Genomic DNA, 16,265 nt, shown 5'->3' with positions numbered 1-16,265 from the left:
TGCCTTCAACAGGTTTGCATTAACCTGGGAACCGCTTTTAACAACTTCTTTGAGAAGCGGGCCAGGTATCCGCGATTTAAGTCCAAACACGGCAAACAATCCATCCAGTATCCTCAAAATGTCAAGGTGTTGGAGAACGCCTTGAAGCTACCAAAGATTGGGGAAGTTAAAGCGGTTCTTCATCGACCAATAGAGGGCAAACTCAAAACCGTTACAGTTACCAAAAATCGCTGCGACCAATATTTTGCTTCCATTCTCTTTGAAGATGGAAAACCCAATCCAGATTCATCCACCGAGGGAAAAGCCATCGGTGTAGACCTTGGATTAAATCATTTTGCTGTAACGTCCGATGGGTCTAAGTTTAACAATCCAAGATGGATGGCTAAACATAAGTGTAACCTGAAACGCAAGCAGCAAGACTTATCGAGAAAACAAAAAGGGTCTAACAACCGAAATAAAGCACGAAAGAAGGTAGCTAGGGTGCATAATAAAGTCGCACGTTGCCGGGAGGATTTCCTACACAAGCTGTCGCGTAGGATAGTCGACGAAAACCAAGTCATCTGTGTGGAAAACCTCAATGTCAAAGGTATGGTCAAGAACCCCAACCTGGCTAAGGCAATCAGCCAGGTCGGTTGGGGAATGTTTTTGACCATGCTAAAGTACAAAGCCGAGCAGGAAGGGAAGATCTACATTGAAGTTGACAGATTCTTCCCCTCTTCTAAAACCTGCAACGTTTGCTTGAATCAAATCGATAGTCTGTCACTAGATGTCAGAAATTGGACTTGTTCTCACTGTGGGACGAGTCATGATCGAGATCTCAATGCAGCCATCAACCTCAAAAAAGAGGGACTACGACTCTTGACCTGCGGGACGCGGGGCCAAGCCTATTGTCCAGATGTAAGACCTAACCGTAGAGGACGTAAGAAGTCTACGGTTGGGCAATCTGTTGGGTAGGAAGCCGCTATTGTAATCTTTGATTCAATAGCGGTAGTTCACTATTTTGCCAGGGTGTTTGGACGGGTCACAATTGCGGTGAACCCGGCTTACACGTCTCAGCAATGCTCTCGTTGTGGCACTCTCGTTAAAAAATCTTTATCCACAAGGACACAGGTTTGTCAGTGTGGATGTAAGTTAGATCGAGACCACAACGCAGCTATTAACATCCTTAACTCAGGATTGGGTACGACGGGGCACGTCGAAACCTCTGTATTTAATGCCGGCAACGCTTCTGGAGAATTAACCTCTATCTTGGCTGGCGAAAGCCGGTCAGGGTAAGTTGGCTCGCTGAAGGAAGAATCTCCGTCGCGTGATTCGCCGAGAGTGTCAAACTCTAATTCCCCAACTCCCCTGATGAATATCTAAGGATGAATTTGTCCGAGAATCAAGCGTAGGCGATCGTAGTCGTCCTTGAGCAGCAAACTTAACGTGCGTCCCGCCCGAACCAACCACTCCCGCTCCGTTTTACGAATTTGGTAAATCTCACGAACTGCTGCCGCCGTCAACGCCTCAACCGGGGCATTTCCCACCTCTAACAGCGTCCGTAGGAAGTCTAACCCCTCACTGAAGTCAATCACCTCCTCCGGCGTGCAATAGGCCACCCCTTGGTGAATCTGGGGAGGACGCGGCGGCAGATATTGATACACCTGGCCCGACTCCGGCACCACAAACCCGACGATCGCCGCCCGAAATTCCGTCTTTAACATGGCGAAAATCTGGGGTTGGCGATCGCGTAACTCCTCCAACGACATCCCCAAGGCCTGAGCGCGATGAACCGAATCAATGGGGGTGGTTGTGGCATGATACACCACCCCATAAATGGGATTCCCCGACTCCTCATCCACCGCCTTCACCCAACTGCCAAAGGGAGGCATCGTCGGGAAGCGTAACTCATCCCCATCGAGACATTGCGCCAAAAACTCCGTCGTCGCCGTCTCAATGACCTCCGCAAAGCGATCGCCGCGATCGCCCGGATTCTCGGAAAATTGGGGTAGAGGTAAACGAACCATACACTATCCTAGGGTTTGAGAGACCACAAGCGGGGCCACCACAAGCGGGGCCACCACAAGGATTTGCCCCTACTTCTTGCGTCCAGCCTTGGCGTCGACTAACTCCAACTCCGAGAGTAAAAACGTCACCGAATGATCCCAATTTCCTCCCTCAAACAAGACCGCCGCCTTACCGTCACTGACTCGTTGCACCGAGCCTTTGAAGCGGTAATAGGTGTCTTCAGGGTTAATCACTTCCACAGCCGATCCAGGCAGAATCATAAGTCCTTTGTCTTTTCGCTAATTCACCATCCCGATTTTAGCCCACCAGAGCGCCCCCGCTAGAACTTTAACCGCTGTCGGTGATTGATCACCGACTCGACTAACCCCACCGCCAGGAAATTCGTCAGCAAGGCCGATCGCCCATAACTCATCCAGGGCAGCGGAATCCCCGTCACCGGGGCTAAACCAATCGTCATACTGACATTGACGATCACCTGAAACACCAACATCGACAACACCCCCACCGCCAATAAGGAGCCAAAATTATCCTTCGCCGTTTGGGCAATAATCACCAAACGCAAACAAATCAGCCAAAAAACAAACAAGACCACGATCGCCCCGACAAACCCCCATTCCTCGCCCACCGCCGAGAAAATGAAGTCCGTATGTTGCTCCGGGATAAAACCGCCCTGGGTTTGGGTTCCCTGGCCTAAACCGCGTCCCCACAGTTCCCCCGAACCAATCGCAATGCGGGATTGAATCAAGTGATAGCCGCCGCCGAGAGGATCACGACTCGGATCGAGAAATAGCACAATCCGGTCTTTCTGATAGGGTTTGAGCAAGTCCCATAGCACCTCCCCTAAGCGTCCAGACACCAAATTGACCGTTAACGCTGCGATCGCCCCCAACCAGCGTCCCGGAATCGTCAGCCAAGCAATAACCGCCATCCCAGCCACCCAAATAAACCACACCGGCAGCAGCAAACTAAACAAGATGGCCGAAATCATCGGCGACACCAACAACAGCAACCAACCCGGATTCGCATTCGCCCAATACAGCATCCCCAAGGTAATGGCCCCAAACACCAAAGAGGTTCCTAAATCCGGTTGCAAAAAGACCAACGACCAAGGAACAGCCGCCACCGCCAAACTCTTCAACACCGTCGGGAAGTTAGCCGCCGTTCGCCCTTCCAGCATCGTCGCCAGGGTAATAATTAGCCCCAACTTGGCAAACTCCGACGGCTGGATATTAAAGCCACCAATCGTAATCCAACGTTGCGCCCCCAGGGCCGTGGTTCCTAAGACCATCACGGCAATCAGGGACAAATTCGTGATGACATAGATAATCCAAGTCCATTGAACCAGGATTTCATAGCGCCAGCGGGCAATAACCAGGGCGATGGCCACACCAATCGCGCCCGTCAGCCAATGTTGCCACCATTCGGTGTACTCCAAGGTAAGCTGGCTACTACGAATCACCAATCCGGCATAGACGGTTAAGCCAATACAAAGGATGAGTAACGTCCAGTCAATGGACTGCCAAGCTTGTAACCAATTACGGTTGACCATAGATGGATGTTAGGGGAACAGGGAACAGGGGAGAAGAAGGCAAGAGGCAAGAGGCAAGAGGCAAGAGGCAAGAGGCAAGAGGCAAGAGGCAAGAGGCAAGAGGCAAGAGGCAAGACGTAGGGGCGTACCTTTGGTCTTTGGTCGCCCTCTTCGGGCAAGAGTAAGGTGTTACGCCCCTACGCCTGGCCGTCTCCTGATGGTGTCCTAGTGAATCGTGTCCTAGTGAATCGTGTCCTAGCGATTCGAGAAGGCAGCCACCGAGACTTTGGCCGCCACTTGTTTGGCCGCGCGCATCAACTCTTGAGCCGAGGCAGACTCAGGGTGAGAGACGACAATGGGAATCCCCGCATCTCCGCCTTCTCGTAGCGGAATTTCCAAGGGAACCCGTCCCAGAAGCGGGACATTGAGTTCCGTGGCCGTTTTCTCGCCGCCACCGGAGCCGAAAATATCATACTGGCGATCGGGGAGATCCGGGGGGATAAAATAGCTCATATTCTCGATGATGCCTAAAACGGGAACCCCTAGCTGTTCAAACATTTTTAAGCCCTTGCGCGAGTCAAGCAGCGCCACGGTTTGCGGCGTCGTGACAATGACCGCCCCAGCCATAGGAACCGCTTGAGCCAGGGTGAGTTGAGCGTCGCCGGTTCCTGGGGGCATATCCACGATCAGATAATCGAGTTCCCCCCATTGCACCTGATAGAGAAATTGACGAATCACGCCATTGAGCATTGGGCCGCGCCAAATCACGGGCTGATCCTTGTCAATCAGGAAGGCCATGGACACCAGTTTAACGCCATGATTGAAGGCCGGTTCTAGGACTTCCTTGCCGTCAGCCCCTTCGCGCACCATGACTTTAGCATCGCCGAGACCGAGCATATTCGGACCATTGGGGCCATAGATATCGGCATCGAGGAGTCCGATTTTGGCGCCAGTTTGGGCTAGGGCCACGGCGATGTTGACGGCGACACTGGTTTTGCCGACGCCTCCCTTACCGCTGGAGATAGCAATGATATTTTTGACGCCATCAATGCCTTGGCGATCGGGGAGTGAGGGCTGTTTCGGGGTTTCTGCGGTCACCTCAACCTGCACCTGTTCGACGCCGGGTAGAGTTCGCACCGCTTTTTCGCAATCCTCGACAATGAACTCCCGTAGCGGACAGGCTGGAGTGGTTAACACCAGGGTAAAACTGACGACTCCACCGTCAATGGTGACCTGGCGGATCATGTTCAAGTCCACCAGACTCTTATTGAGTTCGGGATCTTGAACCGGTTGTAGGACCTTGAGTACGGCGTCAGGGGTCAGTGCATTACTTGAAGTCAAGTTCACAGATGTCTCCTCTTCTGTTTGGGTTTGCCAGATGTGTTCCAATAGGGACGGCTTTGGGGCTAGGGTTTAGCCTTGTATCGTTTTATTATTAAAACTATACATTTTTGAACAACGATGAAAATGTTCAAGACCATTCTCTATAATGCGGGATGGCCGTTCCCTCTAGCCTAGCATTGACAAGGGTTGACCCGAGATCAACGGCGAGGAGAACGGTCTAGCGCTTTGCCTCAGCCGCCCTCGCTCGCTGGGCGATCGCAGCCTTTTGTAATGTTTCGTAGCTTACTGCAACTTTTCTTAACAAAAATCATGAGTTCAACGTCAACGCCTTCCATCTCACCCCAGTCAACTCGTCCCCCAGAAGATTCCCAGTCCCGAATTAGTGCCTTTATGAAAGAGCTGCAAGATAGTATCTGTGCTGGCTTAGAACGCATTGATGGCGGCGGTCAATTTCGCGAAGATACCTGGGAACGTCCCGAAGGCGGCGGCGGGCGATCGCGGGTGATTCGTGAAGGAAACGTTTTTGAACAAGGAGGAGTCAACTTCTCAGAAGTCTTTGGCGACAAACTCCCCCCCTCAATTCTCAAACAACGGCCCGAAGCCGAAGGCCATGGATTTTACGCCACCGGAACCTCCATGGTCCTGCATCCCCGTAGCCCCTACATTCCCACCGTCCACCTCAACTATCGCTACTTTGAAGCCGGTCCCGTCTGGTGGTTTGGCGGTGGGGCCGACTTAACCCCCTACTATCCCTTCGCCGAAGACGCCGCTCACTTCCATAAAACCCTGAAAACCGCCTGCGATCGCCACCACAACGAATACTATCCCGTCTTCAAACAGTGGTGCGACGAATACTTCTACCTCAAACACCGCCAAGAAATGCGCGGCGTTGGCGGAATCTTCTTCGACTACCAAGACGGCCAAGGCCAACTCTATCGCGGTCCCGATCCCGACGGCCCCGCCGCCGAGTATAGCCAAAAACTCGGGGACATCGAACCCCGCGATTGGGAATCCCTCTTTGGCCTAGCCCAATCCTGCGGCCAGTCCTTCCTTCCCGCCTACGAACCCATCGTTGAGCGTCGTCGTGGCCTGGAGTACGGCGATCGCGAACGCAACTTCCAACTGTACCGACGGGGCCGCTACGTGGAATTTAACCTCGTCTATGATCGCGGAACCATCTTCGGCCTGCAAACCAACGGACGGACCGAATCCATCCTCATGTCCCTCCCGCCCTTAGTTCGCTGGGAATACGGCTATGAACCCGAACCCGGAACTCCCGAAGCTCAACTCTACGAGGAATTCCTCAAACCCCAAGATTGGGCCAACTCCACTGCTACGTCTGAGTCAATCTAGGTTAGGATGACACTAACTAGGGGAATCTCCGTGGGGGGTGAAGCTGAATCGTCACTAATCTGGTAGTGTATGCCAACAGGGGAGTGTTCCGAGTCCGGTTTCTCACCGCCCGTGAATCCCCATTGTTAGTAAGTGCGAGGAAGGGTCAGTGATCCACATCGAGCAGAAAACTCATACCACTCAAGACGGGACAACTGTCATCGTTCTGGCACCAGCCGGACGACTGGATATCACGACGGCTTGGCAGTTTCGCCTCAAGCTTCAGGAGTGCATTTCCAAACTCAGCCGCCATGTCGTCGTCAACCTTGGACAAGTCAATTTTATTGACAGTTCAGGGCTGACGTCTTTGGTGGCCGGAATGCGCGACGCCGACAAAGTTAAAGGTAGTTTCCGAATTTGCAATGTTCACCCAGAAGCAAAACTCGTGTTTGAAGTCACGATGATGGATTCGGTCTTCGAAATTTTTGAGACGGAAGAAGAAGCCCTAGAGGGAGTTCCCCGTAACGTTGCCAGCTAGTTTAGCCTTCCTTCCGCGCTCTCAAATCGCCCGCTTGAGTCCAAGGGCTGATCACCCCAACAGCAGCTTGAGGGATGTTATCTCCTCAGCATCGCTGCTTGGGGGCTGTCTCTTGTTGAACTGAGCGGGCGATTTCCCCCGACTCTCCCTCGATTGAGGGAGGTGGCGTGGAGAGGTTGGCCCCGAGACGAGACTCAACCCCTTGGCACACTTGGCTCTCGCTCCCATTCCTCGAAGATTGCCAGCCAACGGTTCTCACCAGCCAATCGGTCACGTTTGATACGATTTCAGCCTCCTAGACTTGGCAAATCGTCGTGAAACCGTCAAAATGTAAACTAACTTGAATCTTCCCCTAACGCCCCGTGGATAACGTTCGTACTGTCTCCGATACTAAACGAGATTTTTATAAAACTCACACTCGTCCGATCAATTCCCTGTATCGTCGTGTGGTCGAGGAAATGATGGTCGAGATGCACTTGCTCTCGGTCAATGTAGATTTTACCTATAATCCGGTCTATGCCCTCGGGGTCGTTTCAGCGTTCGATCGCTTCATGAACGGCTACCGGCCAGAGCAAGATCGCGACTCTATCTTTGCCGCACTCTGTCGGGCCACCGGCGGTGATCCTGACCAATATCATCGCGATGCGGCGATGATACGTGAAGCGGCCGCGCAGCTGTCCAAGGAGGATTTGTTGGCCATGGCCAGTGAAGCGGACTCCAGCCGCGCCGATAACGCCTTTGTGCAACAAATTCGTCAGTTTGCCGCCGGAGAAAACTTTAAGTATTGTCGTCTCCTGGCCATTGGCTTACTCAGCGCCATTGAAGCCATCGACGCTGAGTTACTCAGTCAAGACAAGCAACTCGCCGATATTCTCAACCAATTGGGGGCCAGCCTCAAGGTTCCTGACGAGAAGCTGCGTAAAGACTTGGAACTCTATCGCGGTAACTTAGAGAAAATGGAACAGGCTCAAAGCGTTATGGCTGATATCTTAGAAGCCGATCGCAAGAAGCGAGCCGAACGGGAGGCCGCCAAAGCCGAAAAAGCAGCCAAACCCGACCCATCTGAGTCGTCTGAAAAGAAGGACAACAGCACCCCAGAGAGCCAGGAATCTGAACCTAAGAGCTAGTTCAGCTTAAATTGACCCGAAAAGACCCAACCCCGAATTTGGCAGTCAAGCTGGCGCAGCCAGCGGGCAACGATATGGTTGCAGGTCTGCCAACCGGCATAGTACCGCTCATCGGGGACGAAGTATAAATCAACTTTGGGATTGTATTGAGGCGTGACCTCGGCGGCGTGATAACGTTGCTCTAATTGGTCGAGTAGCGCCCTGACCCGCGATCGCTCGACGTGCAGACGCAACCGTTGTCCCCCATCGCGGCTTCGCTGTTGACGTTGCTGCCATTGCGTCGAATCAAACGTCTGTCGTCCGAAAACGGCAGGAGTGGGATAGAGAACCGCCTGGGCCAGATTGATCAGTCGTCCCTGATTGTTGGCATAGACCGCGCGATCGCCGAAGGAGTATTCCCGCCATTCCCCCGACTCATCCGGCAACATCAAACTGTTGTGATAGAACAGGGGCGTGACCGGATAGCCAATCACCCAGACCGTCACCGGGTCATTCAGAGGCGTGGGAGGCGTAATTCGTGCCGGAATAGGAGCCAAAAGAGCAAGACTAAGAAAAAGTCCCCCAAGGACGATAAACCCGGCAATGAAGCGGTTTATCCTCAGTACCCTGGTTTTTAGGGAATTGGGGGTTGACATATTTTTGATTTTATGGTAACAGGACTGGGCGATCGCCTAAGGTTGAGTCGCCACCGCCTCCACAAGCTGATTATCCTGACGCAGATAGGCCTCAATAAAGGGGTCAAGTTCCCCATTCATCACATCATCAACCTGGGTCGTTTCTACACCCGTGCGTAAATCCTTCACCATCTGATAAGGATGGAAGACATAATTGCGGATTTGGTTCCCCCAGGCGGCTTCAACCATATCACCGCGAATCTCAGCAATCTCCTCTAACCGTTGCGACTCAGCAATCACCAGAAGTTTCGCCTTCAGTAACGCCAAGGCCTTCTCCTTATTCTGAAGCTGCGATCGCTCCTGAGTACAGCGCACCGCCAGCCCCGACGGCTTATGCAACACCCGCACCGCCGTCTCGACCTTATTCACATTCTGTCCGCCCTTACCCCCCGAGCGCGAGGTGGTAATTTCGAGATCCGTATCCGGAATATCCAGCGTCACCGAACCATCCAAAATCGGCATCACTTCCACCCCAGCAAAACTGGTTTGGCGTTTCCCATTGGCGTTAAAGGGCGAGATACGAACCAAACGATGAGTTCCCTTCTCCGACTTGAGATAACCATAGGCGTAACGGCCCCGAATCTCCAGAGTGACCGACTTAATCCCGGCTTCATCCCCTTCCGACAGTTCCATCGTCTCAACCCGATAGCCCTGTTGTTCTCCCCAACGGGTATACATCCGCAGCAACATCTGCGCCCAATCCTGAGCATCCGTACCACCGGCCCCAGCATTGATGGTCAACACCGCACCGCCTTTGTCATACTCACCCGAGAGCATCTGTTGAAACTCCCATTGTTCCAACTCCCGGTTCAAGCGCGTTAAGGTTTGCACCGCCTCAGCCATCAACCCCTCATCAAACGTATCCTCCTCATCAGCCAGCAGTTCCACCACCGTTTGAGCATTTTCCAAACTCTCAACCCAGGTGTCATACTGCTCCAGATTGGATTTGAGGTCATTGAGATCCTGCATAATCTGCTGAGCGCGATCGGCATCATCCCAGAAATCCGGCTGGGTCGCCAGTTGTTCTAAATCTTTAATTTTGGCCGTCAGTGCAGGTAGGTCAAAGATACTCCTGGGTTTTACCCAGGCGTTCCGACAACAGTTGAAGTTCCTGTTTCAATTGCGAAAGTTCCATAGAATCAGTCAACGTTCTCTCAAAAGGTCTCGATCGCCATTGTGCCATACCCCGTCAACGAGTCCGACAAGACAGGACCAAACTGATAGAATTAGGAACACCCTGTTCCCCATTCCCTGTTCCCTGTTCCCTGTTCCCTATTCCCTATTCCCTGTTCCCTGTTCCCTGTTCCCTGTTCCCCATTCCCCCTCTTGCCTCTTGCCTCTTGCCTCTTGCCTTTTATGACCTTCACCCCTGACACCCTCCGCGACGACGACGTTCTGATGCAACTGAAACTGGCTATTGATCGAGCCATCGCCCGTCAAGAAAAACATTGGGGCTATTTCCAGATTCATCGCCTCGAAGATGGGTCCATGAGCCTGGATATCCCCTCACTCCCCCAAATCCGCTGCGTCGCCAACCTCGATCGCGACATCTATAAACTCTATTGGGGACGAGCCGAAAAACCCGCCGTCTACACCCGCAAAAAGAAAAAGACCATCACCGACCCCAAAACCCGTAAAACTCAAGTGCAACGGGTCTATGAAGTCCTCTATCAACTCGATGGGCGCTCCAGTGTCCGTAAAATTAACCGGATTATGGCGCAAACCATCCGCGATCGCATCGCCGACCATGTCAGCGCCCAAGACGACCATGAACTCCAACCCCTCGTTCTCATGACCGAAGCGTTATCCTAGCCGTATCCTAGCCGTATCCTAGCCGTTTATTCTATGGTGACTCCCTCTCGGTCCAAGCCTCCGGCCAAGCCTCCGGGGCGATCGCGTTCCCCCCGGCTTCAGAACTGGGTAATCTGGTTAGATATCATCACCCTCTTTCTTTGGGGAGTGGTGATGATGCAGTATTGGCTAACCGGGAAACTGCGGATTCTCATCCATCCCGCCTACGCCTGGCTCTGTATTCTCGCCGGGATTTGCTTTTTGCTCATTGCAGCCTGGAAAGCCCTACAACTGCGATCGCGGCGAGGGAGTCCCGAAGCCCCTCAACAACATATCAGCCTCTTTCCCCCCGGCTGGAGTACCGGTCTACTGCTGGCCTCAGCCTGCATCGCCCTCGTCTTTACCCCGCGTCCCTTCGCCAGCCAAGTGGCCCTCGATCGCGGCGTCACCGACTTTCTCTCCATGACACGGGTAGAACCCGAGAGCTTCCGGGGGGCCAACAACCCCGAAGACCGCAGCATCGTCGACTGGACCCGGACCCTCAGCGTCTATCCCGAACCCGACGCTTACGCCGGAGATCCCGTCAACGTTGACGGCTTTATCGTCCATCCCCCCGACTTGGACGACAACCTAATGATTGTGGCCCGGTTCATGATTACCTGTTGCGCTGCCGACGCCTATCCCGTCGGGCTTCCCGTGCAACTTCCCCCCGGAACCTCCCGCCAAGACTTTGAACCCGATAGTTGGGTGCAAATTCGCGGGGAAATGAAGTCCGGCCGCCTTGAAGACCGCCGCCAAGTCATTATCGCCGCCGAGAGCCTAGAACCCATCCCCGAACCTGACGACCCTTACGGCTATTAACTACATAGCCTGCAAGGGAAATTCTTGCCTAACCTCAAGCTCAATCAGGCTAAATCAAGATTTGCCTTAGAGCCGCGATCGACAGTAGCCATCGACAGTAGCGATCGATAGTAGCGATCGACAGTTGATTATTCTTTCTCAACTCTCGCGATCCTAGATCGGTCAAGGAGATCGGATTTTGTGACCAATTTTACAGTGAAAAAACTATTTTTCCTGACAATAAAAATGGAGTAATGTCAGACTGGGTATAGTTTTGATGTCATCGTTTGCCCATAATCACAGCTTGACTAACCTCTGCAACAATCTGCAACAATTTGCAACAACAGATGACGAGGCTATGCCACTTAAATTTGATCATTTTATTAAGAATGATCGCCTTTTCCAGCTTTTAGAGCGAGAATTCTAAAACTCAGACCGTATCTCTACCTTTGCGAATCACTGTTTCCCTTCACGAATTGCATCCATGACTAATATCAAACAACCACGACAACAAGGCTTATACGATCCACAGCTAGAGCATGATGCCTGCGGGGTTGGGTTCATCGTGCAGATGAAGGGAGTGCGATCGCACAGCATTGTTGATCAAGCCCTAACGATCCTAGTCAACCTCGAACACCGGGGAGCCGTAGGGGCCGAACCCAACAGCGGAGATGGAGCGGGGATTCTCACCCAACTGCCCCACAACTTTCTCCAAGCGGCAGCCCAGGACCTGGGGATCACGCTTCCGGCTCCGGGCCAGTACGGCGTAGGGATGTTTTTTGCCAGCCGGGATCCGGGGATTCGCCAAAAGGGTCGAGACATCTTTGAAAAAATCGTCACAGAAGAAGGGCAAACCGTCCTCGGTTGGCGGGATGTGCCAACCGACCATAGCGATTTGGGCCAAACGGCACGGAACAGTGAGCCGTTTATCCAACAAGTGTTTATGGGTCGCAACCCCGATATTGCCGATGATTTGGGGTTCGAGCGTAAATTGTATGTGATTGGCAAGCGATCGCACCACGAAATTCATCGCTCCGGCGTCGATACATCCTGGTATTCCACCAGTGTGTCCAGCCGCACCATCGTCTATAAAGGGATGCTCACCCCGCCTCAGGTGCGCGGCTATTTCCCCGATTTGAACGATGAACGGTTTACCAGCGCCCTCGGTTTGGTGCATTCACGCTTCAGCACCAACACCTTCCCCAGTTGGGAGCGCTCTCACCCCTACCACTACATCGCCCACAACGGCGAAATCAACACCCTCCGGGGCAACATCAACTGGATGCACGCCCGCCAAAGCCTCTTCGCCTCAGAACTGTTTGGCGACAGCCTCAAAGCCATCCAGCCCATCATCGATATGGACGGCAGTGATTCCGCCATTTTTGACAACACCCTGGAACTCATGACCTTGGCGGGTCGGTCATTGCCCCACGCCATGATGATGATGATCCCCGAACCCTGGGCCGCCAATGAATCCATGAGCGATGAGCGCAAGGCCTTTTATGAATACCACGCCTGCTTGATGGAACCCTGGGATGGTCCCGCGTCCATTGCCTTCACCGATGGCACCATGATGGGGGCAGTGTTGGATCGCAACGGTTTGCGCCCCTCCCGCTACTACGTCACCCATGATGATTTGGTGATTATGGCCTCCGAAGCCGGGGTATTGCCCATTGAGCCAGAGCGAGTTGCCTTCAAGGGTCGCCTCGAACCTGGGCGAATGTTCCTGGTGGATATGGAGCAGGGGCGGATTGTGGCCGATGAAGAAATTAAACAGGACATCACCAGCGCCCACCCCTACCGGGATTGGTTAAATCAATACCGGGTGGATTTAGCCGATTTACCGGCGGCGGAACCGGCGCCTAACCTCAAATCAGACCTGTTGGCCCATCAAAAGGCCTTTGGCTACACCTTTGAGGAATTGCGGCTGTTGATCAGCCCCATGGCTCAAAATGGTGTCGAAGCGGTAGGCGCGATGGGGACGGATACCCCCTTAGCGGCCCTGTCCGATCGCCCGAAACTGCTTTACGACTATTTCCAACAACTGTTTGCCCAAGTCACCAACCCCCCCATTGATTCAATCCGAGAAGCAATTATCACCTCTGCCATCACCACCATCGGCTCCGAGGGCAACCTGCTGAAACCCGAACCCCAAAGCTGTCAACTGATCCAACTCCCCACCCCCATTCTCACCAATGCGGAACTGGCTCAGTTAAAAGGGGTGAATCTGCGAGGGTTCCAATCCCAAACCCTACCGATTTTGTTTGAGGCCAGTCAAGGGGTGGACGGGTTGCAGACCGCGTTAGAGACTCTGTTTACTGCCGCCGATGAGGCGATCGCCGCTGGTAAAAATATCCTCATTTTGAGCGATCGCGGTCTAGATCAGAGCCATGCCCCGATTCCCGCCCTGTTAGCCGTGTCGGGCCTGCACCACCACCTCATCCGCAATGGAACCCGCACCCGCGTCGGCCTAGTCCTCGAATCCGGCGAACCCCGCGAAGTGCATCATTTTGCAGTGCTGTTGGGCTATGGTTGCGGTGCCATTAACCCCTATGTGGCCTTTGAAAGCATTGAAACCCTGATTCAGGACGGATTGCTGAAAGGGATAGACGCTAAAACAGCGCTGAAAAACTACGTCAAAGCGGCTACCAAGGGCGTGATTAAAATCGGCTCAAAAATTGGCATCTCCACGATCCAAAGCTATCGCGGGGCGCAAATTTTCGAGGCCATCGGCCTGCACCACAGCGTCGTGGATACCTATTTCTCCTGGACTGCTTCTCGCTTGGAAGGGATCGATTTGGGCGTGATTGCCGCTGAAGCCCTGCAACGTCACCATGCGGGCTTTCGCGATCGCCCCGATGCAACTCCAACCCTGGATGTCGGGGGTGAATACCAATGGCGCAAGGATGGTGAAGAACATTTACTGGCCCCAGAAACCATCCATCTGCTACAACAAGCCGCGCGAGACGGGGACTATGAGCGGTATCGCCAATATGCAGCCCTGGTGAATGACCAAGGCAAAAAACAATTCCGCCTACGGGATCTGCTGACCTTTAAAGAGCGCGAACCCATCCCCCTCGATGAAGTCGAACCCATTGAGGCGATCATGAAGCGGTTTAAAACCGGGGCGATGAGCTATGGTTCTATTTCTAAAGAAACCCATGAAGCCTTGGCGATCGCCATGAACCGCATCGGCGGCAAATCCAATACCGGGGAAGGGGGCGAAGATCCCGAACGGTACACCTGGACCAATGAGCAGGGAGATTCTAAAAACAGTGCCATTAAACAGGTGGCCTCCGGTCGCTTTGGTGTCACCAGTTTGTACCTGTCCCAAGCCAAGGAAATTCAAATCAAAATGGCTCAGGGGGCAAAACCCGGTGAAGGCGGCCAATTGCCCGGTCTCAAGGTCTATCCCTGGATCGCCAAGGTGCGCCATTCCACCCCTGGCGTGGGCTTAATTTCCCCACCACCCCACCATGACATCTATTCGATTGAAGATCTCGCCGAACTAATCCACGACCTCAAAAACGCCAACCGGGAGGCCCGGATCAGTGTCAAACTCGTGTCCGAGGTGGGCGTGGGAACCATCGCCGCTGGGGTCGCCAAAGCCCATGCCGATGTCGTGTTAGTGTCCGGCTTTGACGGGGGAACCGGCGCTTCGCCCCAAACCTCGATTAAACACGCCGGTTTGCCCTGGGAATTGGGGTTAGCCGAAACCCATCAAACCCTAGTTCTGAATAACCTCCGCAGTCGCATTGCCGTAGAAACCGATGGGCAAATGAAAACCGGGCGGGATGTGGCGATCGCCACCCTCCTCGGCGCCGAAGAATACGGCTTTTCCACCGCACCCCTAGTCAGTTTAGGCTGCATCATGATGCGGGTCTGCCATAAAAACACCTGTCCCGTCGGAGTCGCCACCCAAAACCCCGAACTGCGTAAACATTTCAGCGGCGATCCCCAGTACACCGTTAACTTCATGACCTTTGTGGCCATGGAATTACGGGAGATCATGGCCCAGTTAGGCTTCCGCACCATCAATGAAATGGTCGGCCGCACCGATGTCCTCGAGCAAAAACAGGCTGTGGATCATTGGAAAGCTAAGGGCATTGACCTGAGCAAAATTCTCCATCAGCCAGAGGTGGGGCCAGAGGTGGGCCGCTATGCACAGATTCCCCAGGATCACGGTTTGGCGAAATCCTTAGATATGACAACCCTATTGGATCTGTGCCAACCGGCCCTTGAGCGGGGAGAAGCGGTCAAAGCCACCTTACCCATCTGCAACATTAACCGCGTCGTCGGGACTATTCTCGGCAACGAGATCAGCAAACGCTACTGGGACGGCCTCCCCGATGGCACCATTCATCTCCATTTCCAAGGCACAGCCGGGCAGAGTTTTGGGGCCTTCGTTCCCAAAGGGGTCACCCTGGAACTCGAAGGGGATGCCAATGATTATCTGGGCAAGGGCTTGAGCGGCGGCAAAATCATCCTCTATCCCCCGAAAAAGTCCACCTTTGTCCCAGCGGAGAATATCATCGCCGGTAATGTGGCCTTCTACGGAGCCACCAGTGGCGAGGCCTATATTCGCGGCGTTGTGGGTGAGCGGTTCTGTGTGCGCAATTCCGGCGTTCGTGCGGTGGTCGAGGCGATCGGCGATCACGGTTGCGAATACATGACCGGCGGCAAAGTGGTGATTCTCGGCCGCACGGGCCGCAACTTTGCGGCGGGGATGAGTGGCGGCGTAGCCTATATCCTCGATGAGGCGGGAGATTTTGCCACCCGTTGCAACCGGGAAATGGTGGATCTCGAAGCCCTCGAAGACCCAGAAGAAATCCGTGAGGTGCGGGAGATGATCGCCAAACACGCAGACTATACCGGCAGTGATAAGGCTGAAGAGGTTTTGGCGAATTGGGATAGTATGATCCCCACCTTCATCAAGGTGATGCCCCGGGATTACAAGCGGGTTCTGCAACATATCCAAAATGCCTTGGCCAACGGCTTGAGTGGCGATGATGCCCTATCAGCGGCGTTTGAAGAAAATGCCCGTGATATTTCCCGGATTGGGGGAAGTTAGAAAGCAAGTTCCG

Annotated in this window: 14 protein-coding genes; 8 read left to right on the top strand and 6 right to left on the bottom strand. The window is 53.6% G+C overall.

What is annotated here, in order from left to right:
* On the top strand, window positions 1-954 hold a 954-nt coding region (locus tag R6U67_RS18325), incomplete at its 5' end, for an RNA-guided endonuclease InsQ/TnpB family protein (protein WP_410253880.1).
* A gap of 9 nt (window positions 955-963) precedes the next feature.
* On the top strand, window positions 964-1,275 hold the full coding sequence (locus R6U67_RS18320) for a zinc ribbon domain-containing protein (RefSeq protein WP_410253882.1): 312 nt from the start codon (window positions 964-966) through the stop codon (window positions 1,273-1,275).
* Window positions 1,276-1,358: 83 nt separating this feature from the next.
* On the opposite strand, the gene R6U67_RS18315 is transcribed toward R6U67_RS18320, so the two are convergent.
* The 4 genes from R6U67_RS18315 to R6U67_RS18300 all read right to left on the bottom strand — a co-directional run bounded on the left by R6U67_RS18315 (window position 1,359) and on the right by R6U67_RS18300 (window position 4,882).
* Window positions 1,359-2,006 carry an HAS-barrel domain-containing protein gene (locus tag R6U67_RS18315; protein WP_410253879.1) on the bottom strand — a complete coding sequence of 216 codons (648 nt, stop codon included), beginning with the start codon at window positions 2,004-2,006 and terminating at the stop codon, window positions 1,359-1,361.
* A 69-nt stretch (window positions 2,007-2,075) separates the two neighbouring features.
* Window positions 2,076-2,267, bottom strand: a complete 192-nt coding sequence (locus R6U67_RS18310) for an NAD(P)H dehydrogenase subunit NdhS (protein WP_170191193.1) — start codon at window positions 2,265-2,267, stop codon at window positions 2,076-2,078.
* Between the two features lie 59 nt (window positions 2,268-2,326).
* Window positions 2,327-3,556, bottom strand: a complete 1,230-nt coding sequence (gene rodA, locus R6U67_RS18305; RefSeq protein WP_410253878.1) for a rod shape-determining protein RodA — start codon at window positions 3,554-3,556, stop codon at window positions 2,327-2,329.
* 234 nt (window positions 3,557-3,790) lie between these two features.
* Window positions 3,791-4,882: an Mrp/NBP35 family ATP-binding protein gene (locus tag R6U67_RS18300; protein ID WP_410253877.1), complete on the bottom strand. Its 1,092-nt coding sequence runs from the start codon at window positions 4,880-4,882 to the stop codon at window positions 3,791-3,793.
* A 306-nt stretch (window positions 4,883-5,188) separates the two neighbouring features.
* Between R6U67_RS18300 and hemF the strand changes: the two genes are divergently transcribed.
* The 3 genes from hemF (at window position 5,189) to psb29 (ending at window position 7,876) form a co-directional block, all read left to right on the top strand.
* Window positions 5,189-6,232, top strand: a complete 1,044-nt coding sequence (hemF, locus tag R6U67_RS18295) for an oxygen-dependent coproporphyrinogen oxidase (RefSeq protein ID WP_410253876.1) — start codon at window positions 5,189-5,191, stop codon at window positions 6,230-6,232.
* A 148-nt stretch (window positions 6,233-6,380) separates the two neighbouring features.
* Entirely contained in the window at window positions 6,381-6,749 is a 369-nt protein-coding gene (locus tag R6U67_RS18290; protein WP_017662097.1) for an STAS domain-containing protein, read from the top strand.
* A 362-nt stretch (window positions 6,750-7,111) separates the two neighbouring features.
* Window positions 7,112-7,876: a photosystem II biogenesis protein Psp29 gene (psb29, locus tag R6U67_RS18285; RefSeq protein WP_410253875.1), complete on the top strand. Its 765-nt coding sequence runs from the start codon at window positions 7,112-7,114 to the stop codon at window positions 7,874-7,876.
* On the opposite strand, the gene R6U67_RS18280 is transcribed toward psb29, so the two are convergent.
* Both R6U67_RS18280 and prfB read right to left on the bottom strand, forming a co-directional pair.
* Entirely contained in the window at window positions 7,873-8,412 is a 540-nt protein-coding gene (locus R6U67_RS18280; protein WP_410253874.1) for a DUF2459 domain-containing protein, read from the bottom strand. The two genes, psb29 and R6U67_RS18280, sit on opposite strands and share 4 nt — an antisense overlap.
* A 135-nt stretch (window positions 8,413-8,547) precedes the next feature.
* Window positions 8,548-9,685 (bottom strand): peptide chain release factor 2 gene (gene prfB, locus R6U67_RS18275; protein WP_410253873.1). Its coding sequence is split into 2 segments (ribosomal slippage): window positions 8,548-9,612 and window positions 9,614-9,685, totalling 1,137 coding nucleotides; the frame shifts between segments, so codons are not numbered across the junction.
* Between the two features lie 221 nt (window positions 9,686-9,906).
* Here prfB and R6U67_RS18270 point away from each other — a divergent pair.
* The 3 genes from R6U67_RS18270 (at window position 9,907) to gltB (ending at window position 16,252) form a co-directional block, all read left to right on the top strand.
* The gene (locus R6U67_RS18270) at window positions 9,907-10,362 is read left to right on the top strand and encodes a hypothetical protein (RefSeq protein WP_410253872.1); all 456 of its coding nucleotides are present in this window, start codon (window positions 9,907-9,909) and stop codon (window positions 10,360-10,362) included.
* Between the two features lie 33 nt (window positions 10,363-10,395).
* Window positions 10,396-11,202, top strand: coding sequence for a TIGR03943 family putative permease subunit (locus tag R6U67_RS18265; RefSeq protein ID WP_410253871.1), 807 nt, complete (start codon window positions 10,396-10,398; stop codon window positions 11,200-11,202).
* Window positions 11,203-11,665: 463 nt separating this feature from the next.
* Entirely contained in the window at window positions 11,666-16,252 is a 4,587-nt protein-coding gene (gltB, locus tag R6U67_RS18260; protein WP_410253870.1) for a glutamate synthase large subunit, read from the top strand.
* The last annotated feature ends 13 nt before the right edge of the window (window positions 16,253-16,265 follow it).

Origin of the sequence: Sodalinema sp. (genome assembly GCF_046483825.1) — a bacterium.
Classification (GTDB): Bacteria; Cyanobacteriota; Cyanobacteriia; order Cyanobacteriales; family Geitlerinemataceae; genus Sodalinema.
This window is presented reverse-complemented; position numbering and strand designations above follow the sequence as displayed.

Coding starts and splice junctions, on each gene's coding strand:
- R6U67_RS18265 (WP_410253871.1), top strand. CDS start 10,396: ATGGTGACTCCCTCTCGGTCCAAGCCTCCGGCCAAGCCTCCGGGGCGA.
- R6U67_RS18315 (WP_410253879.1), bottom strand. CDS start 2,006: ATGGTTCGTTTACCTCTACCCCAATTTTCCGAGAATCCGGGCGATCGC.
- R6U67_RS18310 (WP_170191193.1), bottom strand. CDS start 2,267: ATGATTCTGCCTGGATCGGCTGTGGAAGTGATTAACCCTGAAGACACC.
- gltB (WP_410253870.1), top strand. CDS start 11,666: ATGACTAATATCAAACAACCACGACAACAAGGCTTATACGATCCACAG.
- hemF (WP_410253876.1), top strand. CDS start 5,189: ATGAGTTCAACGTCAACGCCTTCCATCTCACCCCAGTCAACTCGTCCC.
- R6U67_RS18270 (WP_410253872.1), top strand. CDS start 9,907: ATGACCTTCACCCCTGACACCCTCCGCGACGACGACGTTCTGATGCAA.
- rodA (WP_410253878.1), bottom strand. CDS start 3,556: ATGGTCAACCGTAATTGGTTACAAGCTTGGCAGTCCATTGACTGGACG.